Origin of the sequence: Streptomyces torulosus (assembly GCF_001419765.1) — a bacterium.
GTDB classification, from domain to species: domain Bacteria; phylum Actinomycetota; class Actinomycetes; order Streptomycetales; family Streptomycetaceae; genus Streptomyces; species Streptomyces torulosus.
In genome coordinates this window covers 1-15,874 of sequence record NZ_LIRK01000352.1, presented here as the reverse complement: position 1 = coordinate 15,874, position 15,874 = coordinate 1, and the positions used below count along the sequence as shown (strand labels likewise).

Below are 15,874 nucleotides of genomic sequence, written 5' to 3'. Positions count from 1 at the left end.
GGGCCTGCGGCCCGGCCTTCATCGCCGTCCGACTGGCGCGTCGAGCGGGGCGTGCGTCCGCCGCCGAAAATCATTGTCCGGGCGCCGGGGTTCGGTGGTAGATACCCGGTGTGGCCATGACACTTGAGTTCTCCGACCTGCTGCGGCTGATCGACGAACGGTCGATCGCGTTCCGGGGCGCGGTCGCCGCCGCCTCCGACCTCGACGCGCGGGTGCCGACCTGTCCCGAGTGGACGCTGTTCGACCTGGCACAGCACCTGGGCGGAGGCGACCGCTTCTGGGCCGCCCTCGTCGCCGCGGGACCCGCTGACGCTCCCGCCGCCGAGGCCGTCGCCGAGCGCGCCGCCCTGGTCGCGCCGCGGGAGCCCGAGGCCCTGTCGGCCTGGTTGGCCGAGTCGACCGAGCTGCTGCTGGGCGCGCTGCGAGAGGTCGGCCCGGACGCCGATTGCTGGACGTGGTGGAGTGCGTCGCAGTCGCCGCGCACCTCCGGTGGCGTCGCCCGGCACCGGGTCCAGGAGACCGCCGTGCACACCTACGACGTTCAGGTCACGCTGGGGGCTCCGCGGCCTCTGCCGGACGCGGTGGCGCTCGACGGCGTCGACGAGTTCCTGTCCACCTGCTGCGCGACGCCGGCCGCCTGGCCGCACAAGCCCACGGCCTTCGACTTCCACACCACCGAGGGTCCCTCCTGGCGCCTCACGGTCGACGGGGACGGCGCACGCTCCGACCGCCTGCCCGTCACCGCCGCCGGCGAGGGCCCGGACGCGGCCGGCGTCTCCGTCCACGGCACGGCCGGCGAGCTGATCCTCTTCATGTACGGCCGCATCGCGGCGGACGCCGTGCGGATCGACGGGGACGCCGGGCTCTTCGACCTGCTCCGCGCCTGGGAACCGGAGGAGTAGCCGGCCAGGAGGCGGCGGCCCACCGGTGAGAGTGGTGGACCGCCGGGGGCGCCGGGGGCGAACCCCCCGACGGTGGCCGGCCCGACGCTCACCGGCCCGACGCTCACCGGCCCGGCGGTTCGCCGAACAGGTCGACCGCCGTGCGGACCTCCGCCAGCCCTCGCGCGAGCGCGCTGACCGATCCGATCGCCCCAGCGATCAACAGCAGGGAGCGTCGCAACCGCGGGACCTCGGGTATGCCGCTCACGACCATCGCCGCCAGCGCGGCCAACTCGTCCTCCGCGATCCCCCGGTCGGGGAACTCGGCGGGATGCGCGGCGAGTTCACGACGCAACCGGGACACGGCGGACCGCAGCTCCGCCACCCTCGCGTCCTCGCCACTGCCGGTCACTGGCCTCTGCCCCAAGCTCCGCAACCCAGCTCTCCCCCCTCACGCACACCGTCGCGCGCGAGACCCGGCCGCGCCCCGTCGCACGACCGGCCGCCCCTGGCGTAGGTCGTCCGCCGGGGGTGGCGCGGGCCAGTAAACGCCAACGGTAATGGCGAGCGCCACACCGAGGACCGAAATTCAGCCCCAAGGATTCCCCATCCGACAGGCGCCACCGACCCCCCGCTCACGGGCACCTGCACGCCGGTTCGGGTATGCAGGGCGCATGACACACGACCACCGGCAACCCGCAGGCCGAGACGACGCAGAGACCGCAGGTCAGGGTGACCGGCGGGCAGGAGAGCGGGGCGATCGGCGGACAGGAGAGCGGGGCGACCGGCCGCCCGCGGGTCGAGACGACCGGCAGACCGGACGCGACGGCGGCCGACCGGCCGTCGGCCAGGGCACACAGGCCGCCGGCCAGGGCGCACAAGGCGGCGGCCCGTCACCTCGTATCGCCGCGCTGCTGCTCGCCGCGGGCGGCGGGCGGCGCCTCGGGGGGCGCCCCAAGGCGCTGCTCCCCCACCGTGGGCGCCCCCTGGTCGAACACGCGGTCGCGGTGCTGCGGGCGGCCGGCTGTACGCGGATCCATGTGGTCCTCGGGGCGGAGGCCGCGACCGTACGCGCCCGGGCCGAACTGCCCGGCTGTGTCCTGGTGGACAACCCGCGGTGGGCCGACGGCATGGGCTCGTCGCTGCGGGCCGGACTGGAGTCACTCGCCGGGACGGGTGCCGAGGCGGCGCTGGTGTCGCTCGTGGACCAGCCGGGCATCGGGCCGGAGGCCGTGGCCCGGGTGCTCGCCGCGTACGGGTCGGCCGGCGCGGGCAAGGCTCTCGTGGCCGCCGCCTACGGCGGGGAACGGGGCCACCCCGTCCTCTTCGGAGCCGAGCACTGGGCGGGCATCGCGGCGACTGCCACCGGCGATCGGGGGGCACGCGCCTACCTGAAGGCGCACGCGGAGGAGATCACGCTCGTCGAGTGCGGGGACGTGGCGCGGCCGTACGACATCGACACCGAGGCCGACCTCACCCATCTCGAATGAGCGGTGGGTGAGCGGAGTGGCACCCAGCGCCACCTTGCCTCGACCCGGAGAATCTCGACATCAACAAAACATTGAACTTCCACCATGGGGAAACTAGTATCCACTGTTCAGAAGCGCTCCCGTGAACCCGAGGGCGCTCCCAGCCCTACCCGGGTCGACTGACACCCGGTGCCACGCCCGCTGAAGGAAGTGACAGCTCATGTCCGCACCAGCGCCGTCCCCGCTGGCCATCGTCGACGCCGAGCCCCTGCCCCGCCAGGAAGAGATCCTCACGGACGCGGCCCTCGCCTTCGTGGCCGAGCTGCACCGCCGGTTCACGCCCCGCCGTGACGAGTTGCTCGCCCGCCGTGCCGAGCGCCGCGCGGAGATCGCCCGCACCTCCACGCTCGACTTCCTCCCGGAGACGGCCGCGATCCGCGCCGACGACTCCTGGAAGGTGGCCCCGTCGCCCGCCGCCCTGGACGACCGCCGGGTCGAGATCACCGGCCCCACCGACCGCAAGATGACCATCAACGCGCTCAACTCGGGCGCCCGGGTGTGGCTCGCGGACTTCGAGGACGCCTCCGCCCCGACCTGGGAGAACGTCGTCCTCGGTCAGGTGAACATGGCCGACGCGTACACCCGGAACATCGACTTCACCGACGAGCGCACCGGCAAGTCGTACGCGCTGCGCCCGAACGAGGAGCTGGCGACGGTCGTCATGCGCCCGCGCGGCTGGCACCTGAACGAGCGTCACCTCGTCGACGCCGACGGCACGCCCGTGCCCGGCGCCCTCGTCGACTTCGGCCTGTACTTCTTCCACAACGCCCAGCGGCTGCTCGACCTCGGCAAGGGCCCCTACTTCTACCTCCCGAAGACCGAGTCGCACCTGGAGGCCCGCCTCTGGAACGAGGTGTTCGTCTTCGCCCAGGACCACGTCGGCATCCCGCAGGGCACGATCCGCGCCACGGTGCTGATCGAGACGATCACGGCCGCGTACGAGATGGAGGAGATCCTCTACGAACTCCGCGACCACGCCTCCGGGTTGAACGCGGGCCGCTGGGACTATCTGTTCTCCATCGTGAAGAACTTCCGTGACGGCGGCACCCGGTTCGTCCTCCCGGACCGCAACGCGGTCACGATGACCGCCCCGTTCATGCGGGCGTACACCGAACTCCTCGTCCGCACCTGCCACAAGCGCGGTGCGCACGCGATCGGCGGCATGGCGGCGTTCATTCCGTCCCGCAGGGACCCCGAGGTCAACAAGGTCGCGTTCGAGAAGGTGCGCGCCGACAAGGACCGCGAGGCGAACGACGGCTTCGACGGCTCCTGGGTGGCCCACCCCGACCTCGTGCCGATCGCCATGGAGTCCTTCGACAAGGTCCTCGGCGACAGGCCGAACCAGAAGGACCGGCTGCGTGAGGACGTCCACGTCGAGGCCGCCGACCTGATCGCGGTCGACTCGCTCGACGCCAGGCCCACCTACGACGGTCTCGTCAACGCCGTCCAGGTCGGCATCCGTTACATCGAGGCGTGGCTGCGCGGCCTCGGCGCCGTGGCGATCTTCAACCTGATGGAGGACGCGGCCACCGCGGAGATCTCCCGCTCCCAGATCTGGCAGTGGATCAACGCGGGCGTCGAGTTCGAGAACGGCGAGAAGGCCACGCCCGAGCTGGCCCGCAAGGTCGCCGCCGAGGAGCTGGCCGCCGTCCGCGCCGAGATCGGCGAGGAGGCCTTCGCCGCCGGCCACTGGCAGCAGGCCCACGACCTGCTCCTCCAGGTCGCCCTCGACGAGGACTACGCGGACTTCCTGACGCTGCCGGCGTACGAGCGGCTGCGCGGCTGAGGCCCGCCGGACCTCACCGCTCCGAGTGGCCCAGGGTCTTCCCCGGGGCCACTCGGTCGCGTACTCGCTTCTTCACCGCCGTCGGCTCGGGGAAGCCCTGCTCGCGGCGGTCCCAGACGACCTCGTCGTCGACCCGGACGACGAAGACGCCACCGGTGCCGGGCTTCAGGGACAGCTCCGTCAGCTCCGCCTCGAACGTCGTGAGCAGCTCCTGGGCGAGCCAGGCGGCGCGGGGCAGCCAGCGGCACTGGGTGCAGTACTCGATCGACACGCGCCGGGGGGCCGGGGGCGTGCCGGTCGCCGCGTCCGTGGGGTCCGTCATCCGAGATGCACCGACCAATCCTGTTCCGCCGCCGGTTTGCCGTGCAGATCGGGGACCCGCTTGAGCCAGTCCGGGCGGCCTCGCTGTGTTCTCGCCGTGCGGAGCGCCTCCTCGGCGGCGAGTTCCTCCCGGGAGGGGAAGTCCGTGGGGAGCCAGGCCGCGGAGGCCCGCACGCGCGCGTGGAGGTAGTCGACGTACGCCGTGCGCGCCGCGTCGGGCGCAGCGAAGCCGTCCTCGGCGGCCAGCCAGGCGTCGGGGACCTCCGCCACGATCCGCCGCAACAGGCTCTCGGTGACCTTCGGCGCCAGCTCCGCGTCGGCGGCGCGGACGTCGGGTGCGTAGTGGCCGAGGGCGTGGTGCCGGAAGTCGTACGCCTTCGCGGGGTCCGAGGCGTCCCAGCGGTGGTGGAAGACGAGGGCGGCGCCGTGGTCGATGAGCCACAGCCGCGGGGGGACGGTGCCGAGGGTGGGCCAGACCATGAGGTTCGAGCTGTGGACCGTGCGGTCGACGTTGACGGTGAGGGCGTCGAGCCAGACGATCCGGCCCGCCTCGGCCGGATCCACGGGGAACGCCTTGGCGACCTCGGGGGTGAAGTCCTTCGCGCCCGGCAGGTAGTCCATGCCGAGGTTGAGTCCCGCGCTCGCCCCGTGCAGCTCCCGTACCTCCTGGTGGGGCTCGTCGTCGGCGATCGCCGGGTCGAAGTGGACGAGGACCAGCTCCGGGAACCGCAGCCCGAGCGCTCGCGCCAGCTCCCCCACGATCACCTCGGCGACCAGCGCCTTGCGGCCCTGCGCGGAGCCGGTGAACTTCACGACGTAGGTGCCCAGGTCGTCGGCCTCGACGACACCGGGAACGGAGCCGCCGGACCGCAGGGGCGTGACGTAGCGGGTCGCGGTGACCTCTCTCAGCATGTCCTCGGGTCACCCGCCTCGTCGTCCGGCTCCGGCTTCCACTGTCCGGCATGAAGTGAGCATAGTAACCGAGCGTGATCGCTACTGTGTCCGATTCAGGCCCGCGCGCTCCAGCGCTCTGGTCATGGCGGGCCGGTCCAGCTCACGCCAGTCGGGTTCGTTGACGAGGGACATCAGCAGGTCGGGTGTGAGCCGGTGGGTCTCGGCGTGGGTCAGCAGGGTCTCGGCGTCGTGGGCCGGCATGGCGCCGTGGTCCTCGTCGGCGATCGTCCTCAGCACGTCCTTCCGGTCGACGAAGCGGCTCATGCCGCAGTCGAGTCCGTCGTCGTGCAGGGTCGCCGGGTACGGGGCCCGTGCCCAGGCGCCGCTCTCGTACCAGTAGACGCAGCCCAGCTGCCGGCCCTTCAGCAGGTCCTGGAGCGACTCGTGCGGGAGCCAGTCGGGGGCGCCGACGAGCATGTCGACCGGCGGTTCGTGCCACTTGACCCCGCTCGACTCGTCCTCGCCGAAGAGCACATACCGCCCCTCGCCCCGCTGTTCGTAGGTCCACCAGGTGCAGCCGGAGTCGTCCAGGTGGAGTCCCTCGTCGTCCACCCAGGTCCCCGTGCGGTGACGGCCCTCCCCCTCGTCCGCCGTGGTGGCCTCCAGCACGGCGACGAGCGACCAGCGCGCCCACAGCACCTCGGCCGGCGGAAGGTCGCCGGGCAGCCCCGGCCGGTCGATGGTCATGGCGCGCCCCCGTGTTCGACATGATGTGCGGCATCGATCCCGATCAGGGGTCAGGCTCTCATGCGCCGGACGGTCCACGAGCGGCGGCCGGGCGCTGCTCGCGGCTGTCGAGCGCGACGATCCCCTCACCCCGCTCATATGTGACGCTTCAACGACAAGTGGGCGAGAGTCGAGGCTTATTTGTGCTTTTGCCGGGAACTCGCATGGCGCAACGGTCGCCGCGGGTCCCCTGCCCGGCGGGCGATCTCGGGAACGGACGAGGGAGAGATCGTGGCCGTTCGGGTAGGCGTTGAGGAAGAGTTCCATGTGCTGGACCTGGAGAGCGGGCAGCTCGTCCCGGGCGCAGACGCGGTCCTCGGTCGTCTGCGCAGACCGGGCTTCAAGCCGGAGCTCCAGCGGTCGGCCGTCGAGTGGAACAGCGGGGTGCATACGTCGCTGGAGGCCCTGCGCGCCGATCTGGCCGGCGCCCGGCGACGGCTGGACGCGGCGGCCTCCCCCCTCGGGCTCGCCGTCGCCGCCGCGGGGACCGTCCCGTTCGCGCGGCTGACGCCGGGCGATCCCACCCCGGACCCCCGGTACCGGACCATGGCCGAGGAGTACCGGCGGGTCTCCGACGAGCACCTCGTGTGCAGCGCCCAGGTCCACGTCGACATACCCGACCGCGACACGGCCGTCCGCATCATGTGCGCCGTCTCGCCCTGGCTGCCCCCGCTGCTGGCGCTCACCGCCAGCTCGCCGTTCTGGATGGGCGCCGACACCGGGTACGCCAGCTGGCGCACCATGCTGTGGCAGCGCTGGCCCACCGCCGGGCCGGTCGGCTGCTTCCCCTCGGCGGCCGAGTACGACGCCGCCGTCGCGGGCATGATCCGCGGCGGAGTGATCAGCGACCCGGGAATGGTCTATTACGACCTGCGGCCCTCCGACCACCAGCGGACCCTGGAACTGCGGATCTGCGACGCCTGTCCGCGCACCGAGACGGTCGTGCTCGTCGCCGGACTGTTCCGCGCCCTCGTCGAGGACGCGCGGCTCCGCCTGGAGCGGAGGGACCAGGTCTGCGACGGCCGGCACGAGTGGCTCCGGGCAGCGGCGTGGCGGGCGGCCCGGACGGGGCTGGAGGGCCCCCTGGTCGATCCGGACACCCGGCTGGCCGCGCCCGCCCCCGTCGTCCTGCGCGGCATGCTCCGGAGACTGCGCCCGGCCCTGGAGGCCTGCGGCGACTGGGACACGGTGCGCCTGCTCATGGAGGAGACCCTCGCCCGGGGCAGCGCCGCTCACCGGCTGCGCCGGATCGCCGAGGTCCACGGCCTGCGCACCGCCGTGGACACGGTCGTAGCCGAGACCCGCGGCGACCGGGGCCGCGGCCCCGCGCCCGCGCCGGTCCGGCGGCCCGTCGCGGCGGCCGCGACGACGGTGCGAGGGCCCATGGCATCGGGCCCAGTGGAAGCCATCGGGGGCTGAACCGCACAGCCATGCGGAAAGACGGTCACCGGTCCGCGCCCCGTGCCAGGGGCGCCCCCACCAGCAGCGGTCGTGGTCCGCTCCCCGGCGCCGGTGCCGCCTGCGATCAAGGAGAGTTCGACATGCCCACCAGCAAGACCGACAACGATCAGACCGGGTGGTGCCCGCCGGGCGCCCACTCGTCGCCGGGCACGACCGGCGTCACTCCGCGAGGGGGTGCGGCCTGATGTGCGGTCTCAGCGGAGAGATCCGTTTCGACGGCGGACGGCCGGACCTGGCTGCCGTGGAGCGCATGACCGACCGACTGGCCGCCCGTGGACCGGACGGCAGGGGCGTCTGGTCGCAGGGCGCCGTCGCCCTGGGCCACCGGCGGCTGAAGATCATCGACCTGTCCGAGTGCGGGGCCCAGCCGATGGCCGACTCCGCAGGCCGGATCACGGGTGTCTTCAACGGCTGCGTCTACAACTACAAGGAGCTCCGCGAGGAACTCCGCGGACTCGGCCACCGCTTCTTCTCCGACTCCGACACCGAGGTCGTGCTCAAGGCGTACCAGCAGTGGGGCACCGACTGCGTCGACCACTTCTACGGCATGTTCGCCTTCGTCATCGTCGACCAGGACACCGGGCGGGTCGTCCTCGGCCGGGACCGGCTCGGCATCAAGCCGCTGTACCTGGCCCGGTCGCCGGGGCGGCTGCGCTTCGCCTCCTCGCTGCCGGCCCTGCTGGCGGGCGGCGGCGTCGACACCTCCCTCGACCCCGTGGCGCTGCACCAGTACATGAGCTGGCACGCCACGGTGGCCGCGCCCCGCACCGTCCTCAACGGGGTGCGGAAGCTGCCCGCGGCCACCGTGCGGGTCGTGGAGCCCGACGGCCGCGAGCGGGACATCCGCTACTGGCAGCCGTCGTACAGCCGCGCTCCGGAGCACGCGCGGCTCGGCGCGGACGACTGGCGTGACGCGGTGCTCGACGCGCTGCGCACCGCCGTACGCCGCCGCATGGTCGCCGACGTGCCCGTGGGCGTCCTGCTGTCGGGCGGACTGGACTCCAGTCTGATCGTGGCGCTGCTGGCCGACGAGGGGCAGACGGACCTCGCGACGTTCAGCGTGGGGTTCGAGTCGGAGGGCGGTGTCGAGGGCGACGAGTTCCACTACTCCGATCTGGTCGCCCGGCACTTCGGTACGGACCACCACCAGCTGATGGTGCCCTCGGACCGGGTGTCGACGGCGCTGGACGCGGCGGTCGAGGCGATGAGCGAGCCGATGATCAGCCACGACGTGGTCGCCTTCCATCTGCTGTCCGAGCAGGTGGCGAAGGAGGTCAAGGTCGTCCAGAGCGGCCAGGGCGCCGACGAGGTCTTCGCCGGCTACCACTGGTACCCGGACATGGCCGCCGTCCCCAGGGAGCGGGCCCCCGAGGCGTACGTGGATACGTACTTCGACCGCTCGCACGGCGACCTCACCGGGATCGTCCGGCCGCACATGCTGCCCGACCACGACGTGTCCGGCCGCTTCGTACGGGAGCACATGGCCCGCCCGGGTGCCGAGACCGCCCTCGACGCGGCGCTGCGGCTCGACGCCGAGGTGATGTTGATCGACGACCCGGTCAAGCGGGTCGACAACATGACGATGGACTGGGGTCTGGAGGCCCGGGTGCCGTTCCTCGACCACGAACTCGTGGAGCTGGCCGCCCTCTGCCCGCCGGAGCTGAAGCTCGCCGACGGGGGCAAGGGAGTCCTCAAGGCCGCCGGCCGGAAGGTTCTGCCCACGGAGGTCGTCGACCGGCCCAAGGGCTACTTCCCGGTCCCCGCCATCATGCACATGGCAGGTCCGGTGCTCGACCGGGTGACCGAGGCCCTGACGGCTCCCGAGGCCACGTCGCGCGGTGTTTTCGAGGACGCGTACGTGGCCAAGCTGCTGTCGGCGCCGGACGAGCACCGCACCAGGCGTGGGGCGAACGCCCTGTGGCAGGTAGCTTTGCTGGAGATATGGCTGCAAACGCACGGAATCAGCTGACCGGGGCGCAGGGGAGCCGACCCTCGCGCCCGGCAACGGCAGCCCCGTCGGCCCCGCTCCCGGCGCCCCCCTTCGGCGTCCGCGCCGGTGAGGACGTCGTCGACGGGGCGCCGCGGCTGCCCCTGGAACACGGCATCGCATCCCCTGCTGCCACGGCGGCCCCGGCCGCCGCGCGGGCCGGGGCGTTCACCCTGGCACCCCCGGCGTCGGCGGCTCCCGTACCCGTGCCGCTGCCGGAGACCGCCGGGACGCGGGACACACCGCAGCCGCTGCGGTCCCACGGCTGCTGGTACCCGTCCGTCGACCCCAGCGGCAGACAGGTCGCGTTCATCTGTGACCGGGGCGGGGTGCCGCAGCTGTGGACCGGTCCGGTCGACGGGGACGAGGTCCATCTGCTGGACTCCGATCCCCATCCGGTCAAGGAGGTGGCCTGGTCGCCGGACGGCCGCTGGATCGCCTACACCACCGCCCCCGGAGGCGGCGAGCACACCCGGGTGCTGTGCGTACGGCCCGACGGCACCGGGCGGCGCGTCCTCGCCGGTGCCGAGCCCGGCAGCTCCGCGTACCTCGGCTGCTGGCAGCACGACGGGTCGGCGGTCGCCGTCACCGTCGCCGAGCCGGTGCTCCTGCCGGCCGGGGGCGACACGGAGGAGTCGCCCGCCCGCGCGGAACCGGGCCTCGCCGACCCGCACACGTACACGCCGGCCCGTCCGCCGGGCTGGGCCGTGCGGGACGGCCGGGCCGTGCTGCTGGGCGGTCCGCGCTACGGCGACGCCGGGCCGGCCGCCCATCTCGCGGAACGCGAGGGCGGGACCGCCCGTGAACACGACCAGGAGAGCGACCAGGAGGCCGCCGGTGGTCTCGCCGCCTACCTCGTCGACCCCACGGGCGCGGCGGCACCCGCACTGCTGGCGGTCGAACGCGGCGCCGCCACGCTGCGGGTGTGCGACCTCAGCCGGGACGGCCGGCTCGCCCTGGTGCGCCGGGGCCCGCGCGGCCGCCGCGAGGCCCTCGTCGTGCGCACCTCCGACCTGCGGACCACGTTCGCGCTGCCGGTCGCGGACGGTGACCCGTGGATCGGCCGGTTCTCCCCCGACGCCACGACGCTGTGGCTGCGCAGCGACGCGGCCCGCGAGTTCGCCGCGCTGTTCGCCGTACGGCTGGCACCCGGGGGCGAGCAGCAGGGCATCACCGTCACCACGGAGCGCGAGGGGTCCGGCCTGGAGCTGCTGACGTTCGGCCACGACGGGTCCACGGCGGCCCTGGCGTGGAACGTGCGGGGAGCCACCGAGCTGGAGGTCACCGCCGTCTCGGGCACCGCGGGCGTCGCCTCGGTGGGGGTGCGGCGGTCCGTGTCGCTGCCGCACGAGGTGGTGACCCGGATGGCGCGGGCCGGCGGGGGTTCGGAGCTGGTGCTGGCGCTGTCCGGGTCGCAGCGGCGGCCCGGCATGTGGTGGCTCTCCAAGGACACCGCACGGCGCACCACGTGGTCGTCCCGTGACGAGGACGCCGTACCGCCGGGCCGTTCGCCCGTACGTCCCGTGCCGCTGCGGCCGGTCGCGCGGGACGGGCTGCCGCTGAGCGGCTGGTACTACCGGGCGCCGGGCCGGGCTCCGGGGCAGCCTGCGCCCTGTGTGATCCATCTGCACGGCGGTCCCGAGGAGCAGGAACGGCCCGTGTTCAACCCGCTGTACCACGAGCTGTCGGGCCGGGGGCTCGACATCTTCGCCCCGGATGTGCGCGGTTCCTCCGGGCACGGCCGGTCGTTCGTCGACGCCGACCTCGGCACGGGACGGTTCGCCGCGATCGAGGACGTCGCCGACTGCGCGGCCCACATCGTCGAGGCCGGGCTCGCCGATCCGCGGCGGCTGGCCGTCATGGGCCGCTCGTACGGCGGCTATCTGGTGATGGCCTCGCTCGTGTGGCACCCGGAGCTGTTCCGCACGGGTGTCGCGGCGTGCGGCATGTCGGACTTCGCGACGTTCTACGCCGGGACCGAGCCGTGGATCGCGGAGTCGGCCGCGCACAAGTACGGCCATCCGGAACGCGACCGGGAACTGCTGCACGCACTGTCCCCGATGACCCGGATCGAAGCGCTGCGGGTACCGGTGCTCACCGTGCACGGCGAGCACGACACGAACGTGCCGGTCGGCGAGTCCGAGCAGTTCGTGCGCGCGGCCCGCGAGCGGGGCCTGGAGGCCGAGCTGCTGCTGTTGCGCAACGAGGGCCACGACTTCCTGCGCGCGGACAGCCGGCGGATCTTCCGCCGTACCGCGGCCGACTGGATCGAACGCCACGTCGCGGAGTGACCACCGCCCCCCCACACCGCACATAACGGGCATTTCTGGCGAATCGACGCATGAGTGTCCCGGCCACGGGCACTCGCCCGCCGAGCGGACATCCCCCACCCACGAGGAGTCGATCATGGTCATCAAGAAGATGCACGACATGGGCATCCGCAGTGAGCACGCCTACATGGCCGCCATGGCGTCCATCGGCCTGACCGTCGTCGCCTGGGCGGGGTCCCTCAAGATGGAGCCCGGCACCGGGCTGGCCCGCGCGGACCGCTGGGGCCTGTTCGTCGGCGAGTGGGCGCCCACCTTCTTCGGCCTCGGCCTCGCCCTGTCGCACTACGAGCAGCAGGACGGCACCCTGACCGCCACCGTCCACGAACTGCGTGACCAGCGCGAGCAGAAGGTCGGCTGACCGCGCGGGGTCCCTGGACGCGGACCCGGCGCACAGGCGCACCCGAGGCGCACCGGATTCTCTGACACCGCAGGGTTCCCTGTGGTGTCAACCGCTGCTTCCGTCGCGGCCTTCGTGGTGGAGCAGGAGCAGCGCGATGTCGTCGGGGCGCTGGCCGGCGGGACCGGCCTTCTCGACCAGTTCGTCGATGAGCACGTCCAGGTCCCGGGTGTCGGCGCGCGCGAGGTGCCCTGCGAGGCGGGCGATGCAGTCGTCCAGGTCGACGCCGGGTGTCTCCACGAGACCGTCGGTGTAGAAGGCGAGCGTCATCCCCGGGGTGAGCGGGATCTCCGTCACCGGGTAGACGGCGTGCGGGTCGATGCCGAGGAGAGGGCCGGGCGGGACCGCGAGGGGCCGGGTTGCGCCGTCGGGCAGGCGGAGCAGGGGCGGCGGGTGTCCGGCGCTGGCAAAGGTCACCCGGCCGCCGCCGAGGTCGAGGTGGGCGTAGAGGCAGCTGGTGAACAGGTCGGGGTCGAGGTCGATGAGGAGCCGGTTGGTCCGGGCGAGCACCTCGTCGGGGGGTGTGCCGAGGGTGGCGTGGGCGTAGACGCCGGTGCGGACCTGGCCCATGAGCGCGGCGGCGGCCACGTTGTGGCCCTGGACGTCGCCGATGACGGCCGCGACGGCGGTGTCGCCGAACCGGATCAGGTCGTAGAAGTCCCCTCCGATCTCCATGCCGCGGGTGGCGGGCAGATAGCGGGCGGCGATCAGCAGACCGGGGACCGTGGGCAGGGTGCGCGGGAGCAGCGCCTGCTGGAGGCCGTGGGCGAGTTCGAGCTTGGTGTCGTAGAGGCGGGCGCGGTCGAGGGCCTGGGCGATGAGCCCGGCGAGCGACGTCATGACGGCCCGCTCCTCGGCCTGGAACTCGTGGGGGCTGTCGTAGGACAGGACGCAGATGCCGACCAGACGGCCGGTGATGATCAGCGGCAGGAAGGCCCATGCCTGCTTTCCACTGGCGACGGGCGCCTCGGGGTACAGGCGCTCCATCTCCCCGGATTCACTGTAGAACGCGGGGACCCCGCTGCTGAGGGCGCGCCCGGCCGGGGTGAACGCGGTGTCGACGGGCAGGCCGTCGAGACGGGCGACGGCCTCGGGGGGATAGCCCCGGTAGCCGGTGATGCGCAGCTTCCCTGCCTCGGCGGAGGACAGCACGAGCCCTTGGGCGCCGAAGGCGGGCATGACCTGGTCGGCGACCACGTCGACGACGTCCTGCACACCGACGACCTCGGTGAGGGCGGCGGCCAGGTGGGTGAGCTGGTACAGCCGGCCCGCGCGGGACGGCGTCACGGTGCTCGTGGACCGGGAAGGCCCCGGCACGGGCGGGGGCTCGGTGCCGCGCGGCACGACCCGGACACTGATGCCGCTGGTGTCCGGGTAGAGGTGGATGTCGAGCCACTGGCCAGGGGGTCGGCACGCCGAGAACGACACGGGTTCCCGCGTGATCACCGCGGCGCGGTAGCGGTCCTCGTGGACGGGGTCGTCGAGCCAGCGCAGGGCGTGCCACGGCAGGGTGCCCAGCAGTTGTTCGGGCTCCCGGCCGAACAGCTCGCCGGCGCCCCGGCTGACGTAGGTGAACCGGCCCTCCAGGTCCAGGGCGCAACTGCCGCCGGGCAGGCGCTCCACGAAGTCCGCCAGGGCCATCTCCTTGCTGACGGACGGGCGGCCGGCCCCGGCGGGGACGACGCGGGGGAGGTCGGCGGGCACCGGCGCGCCGTCGTGCTCCTCCACCTCGTCCAGCAGCCGGGCCAGACGTCGGCACCGGGACTCGATGTGGCCCCGCTCGCGAGCCGTCATGTACGGGGGGCGGCCGGTCGGCCACATCAGCAGCAGCGTCCCCCAGCGCCGGGCGCCGGTGACCGGGGCGGCCGCCAGGGCCAGTGGGTACGGCAGGACCACCGCGGTGCGCGGGAAGGAGCGGGCCATCTCCTCCTGGCTGCCCACCCACACCACGCGGCCCTCGCGGGCGGCGACCGCCACGGGGGCCGGCGCGGCGACCGGGACGCGCGCCCAGGGGGCGGCGAAATGGGCCGGCGCGCCGCACAGCAGATGCAGGCGGAGCAGTTCCTCGTCCGGCGCGAGCAGATAGAGGGCGCCGATGGACGCGCCGATCCCCCGCACGGTCTCCGCGAACGCGGCGTCCAGCGCATCGGCGGCGGTGGCCGGATCACTCGTGCCGGTCACGAGGCACCTCCAGCGTTCGCGGGCCACGGCCGGACGGCCGTGGACGGGCCGCCGGCTCCCCTCGGGTGCGGCACGGCAGGCCGGAGTACCCGAGTGCCCTCACGCAGGACGTTACGCCGCCCCGGAGCGGTCGGCATGCCGGAACGGGTTGGGCAGCGGGAGGTAGCGGGCGTCCGCGCCGTCGGCCCGCGTCCAGCGCAGCAGCAGGTTCGTCTTGCCCGGCAGCGTCGGCGCGTGCAGGAGGTCCTCGACGCCGGGCACCTCGCGGTGCCGCTCCAACTCCCCCCGTACGGCGGCCCACACGTCGACCCCGGGGTGGTGTTCGGCCACGGCCGCCGCGACCTCCAGGACGTTGTTGACGAACAGGCAGTACACCAGCCGCTCCCAGCCCGCCTCGTGGGTCACGTCCGGCAGGAGCTTCACGCCCTCGGCGTCCCGGTAGAGGACCTGGACGGGGGTGCCGGCGGGGTCGCAGGCGACGAGGGTGTTCTGGAGGTGGGCCTCCAGGACGACGCCGTGGTGGTGGAACGCGCCGAGGGCCGGGGGCACGACCGCCCGCAGATACGCCCTCCACCAGGCGTCGGGGGCGGCGGTGCGGACCAGCGGGTTGTCCGGGAACGCCGTGGTGTCCTCGGTGAGCGCGGCGCCGAGGACGGCGGTCGTGCCGGGAGCCAGATGCCCGGCCAGTCCGTCGCGGACCAGGACCGCGAGCTCCTCGAACGCGAAGGCGGCGGTGCGGTAGCCGCGGTCGCTCAGCCAGGCGCCGTCCGGCAGCGCGGCGAAGGCCGCGCGGGCCCCAGCGTCGGTGCGGCGCAGCTTGAGCAGGTCGTGCCGCCACAGACGGCGCACGTCGTTGGTGATCCGCACGTCCAGACTGAACTTGAGGAAGAGGTCCGGCTCGGAGGGGGCCGTGCCGGGACGGAGCGACCCGGAGACGTCCGCCTCGGAAAAGCCCACCCCGCGGCCCGCCGCCGCCTCGGGGGCCGCCGCCGCGGCCCCGCCGGGGCCCCCTCGCAGGGTCTCCCCGGGTACGTACACCGTGCGGAGCGCGGCCGTCGGCCACACCTCGCCCGTCGTGCGCCCCAGCCGTATCAGCCGGCCGTCGGCGAAGGCCTCCGCCAACTCCTCGCCCACCAGGTCGAGTTGCCAGGGGTGGGCGGGCAGCAGCCGGTAACCGGGCGGGGCCGTGCCCAGCGTGTCGAGGGCGGTGGTGTCGCCCTCCTCGACGACGGTGTCCTCGCGGATCCCGAGCAGCGTCAGCGGGAATCCGGCGTACGTCTCCGGCGCGTAGGGCAGCCAGGCGGCGGCCGGACCGCCGCCG

General features: G+C 73.5%; 13 protein-coding genes. 7 read left to right on the top strand and 6 right to left on the bottom strand.

Annotated features, from left to right (window positions below):
* Positions 1-116: 116 nt before the first annotated feature.
* Complete coding sequence (locus AOK23_RS24310) at positions 117-902, top strand: maleylpyruvate isomerase family mycothiol-dependent enzyme (protein ID WP_055714782.1); 786 nt, start codon at positions 117-119, stop codon at positions 900-902.
* 103 nt (positions 903-1,005) lie between these two features.
* On the opposite strand, the gene AOK23_RS24305 is transcribed toward AOK23_RS24310, so the two are convergent.
* Positions 1,006-1,293, bottom strand: a complete 288-nt coding sequence (locus AOK23_RS24305) for a DUF5955 family protein (RefSeq protein WP_055714781.1) — start codon at positions 1,291-1,293, stop codon at positions 1,006-1,008.
* A gap of 490 nt (positions 1,294-1,783) precedes the next feature.
* Here AOK23_RS24305 and AOK23_RS24300 point away from each other — a divergent pair, with 490 nt between their 5' ends.
* Both AOK23_RS24300 and aceB read left to right on the top strand, forming a co-directional pair.
* Positions 1,784-2,371: a nucleotidyltransferase family protein gene (locus AOK23_RS24300; RefSeq protein ID WP_055714784.1), complete on the top strand. Its 588-nt coding sequence runs from the start codon at positions 1,784-1,786 to the stop codon at positions 2,369-2,371.
* A gap of 199 nt (positions 2,372-2,570) precedes the next feature.
* Positions 2,571-4,196: a malate synthase A gene (gene aceB, locus AOK23_RS24295; protein WP_055714780.1), complete on the top strand. Its 1,626-nt coding sequence runs from the start codon at positions 2,571-2,573 to the stop codon at positions 4,194-4,196.
* 13 nt (positions 4,197-4,209) lie between these two features.
* On the opposite strand, the gene AOK23_RS24290 is transcribed toward aceB, so the two are convergent.
* The 3 genes from AOK23_RS24290 to AOK23_RS24280 all read right to left on the bottom strand — a co-directional run bounded on the left by AOK23_RS24290 (position 4,210) and on the right by AOK23_RS24280 (position 6,158).
* Complete coding sequence (locus AOK23_RS24290; protein WP_055714779.1) at positions 4,210-4,518, bottom strand: Rdx family protein; 309 nt, start codon at positions 4,516-4,518, stop codon at positions 4,210-4,212.
* Positions 4,515-5,429 (bottom strand): HipA family kinase, encoded by a 915-nt coding sequence (locus AOK23_RS24285; protein WP_055714778.1) that lies wholly within the window; start codon positions 5,427-5,429, stop codon positions 4,515-4,517. The genes AOK23_RS24290 and AOK23_RS24285 overlap by 4 nt, the downstream gene beginning before the upstream one ends.
* Positions 5,430-5,510: 81 nt before the next feature.
* Entirely contained in the window at positions 5,511-6,158 is a 648-nt protein-coding gene (locus AOK23_RS24280) for a hypothetical protein (RefSeq protein ID WP_055714777.1), read from the bottom strand.
* 270 nt (positions 6,159-6,428) lie between these two features.
* Between AOK23_RS24280 and AOK23_RS24275 the strand changes: the two genes are divergently transcribed.
* The 4 genes from AOK23_RS24275 (at position 6,429) to AOK23_RS24260 (ending at position 12,333) form a co-directional block, all read left to right on the top strand.
* Positions 6,429-7,616, top strand: a complete 1,188-nt coding sequence (locus tag AOK23_RS24275; RefSeq protein WP_055714776.1) for a carboxylate-amine ligase — start codon at positions 6,429-6,431, stop codon at positions 7,614-7,616.
* 226 nt (positions 7,617-7,842) lie between these two features.
* Entirely contained in the window at positions 7,843-9,627 is a 1,785-nt protein-coding gene (locus tag AOK23_RS24270; RefSeq protein WP_055714775.1) for an N-acetylglutaminylglutamine amidotransferase, read from the top strand.
* Positions 9,600-11,936, top strand: a complete 2,337-nt coding sequence (locus AOK23_RS24265; protein ID WP_240496533.1) for a S9 family peptidase — start codon at positions 9,600-9,602, stop codon at positions 11,934-11,936. The genes AOK23_RS24270 and AOK23_RS24265 overlap by 28 nt, the downstream gene beginning before the upstream one ends.
* Positions 11,937-12,051: 115 nt before the next feature.
* Positions 12,052-12,333 (top strand): hypothetical protein, encoded by a 282-nt coding sequence (locus tag AOK23_RS24260; protein WP_055714774.1) that lies wholly within the window; start codon positions 12,052-12,054, stop codon positions 12,331-12,333.
* Between the two features lie 87 nt (positions 12,334-12,420).
* On the opposite strand, the gene AOK23_RS24255 is transcribed toward AOK23_RS24260, so the two are convergent.
* The gene (locus AOK23_RS24255; RefSeq protein ID WP_055714773.1) at positions 12,421-14,553 is read right to left on the bottom strand and encodes a SpoIIE family protein phosphatase; all 2,133 of its coding nucleotides are present in this window, start codon (positions 14,551-14,553) and stop codon (positions 12,421-12,423) included.
* Between the two features lie 111 nt (positions 14,554-14,664).
* A partial coding sequence (locus AOK23_RS24250; protein ID WP_055714772.1) for an IucA/IucC family C-terminal-domain containing protein occupies positions 14,665-15,874 on the bottom strand: 1,210 nt, incomplete at its 5' end.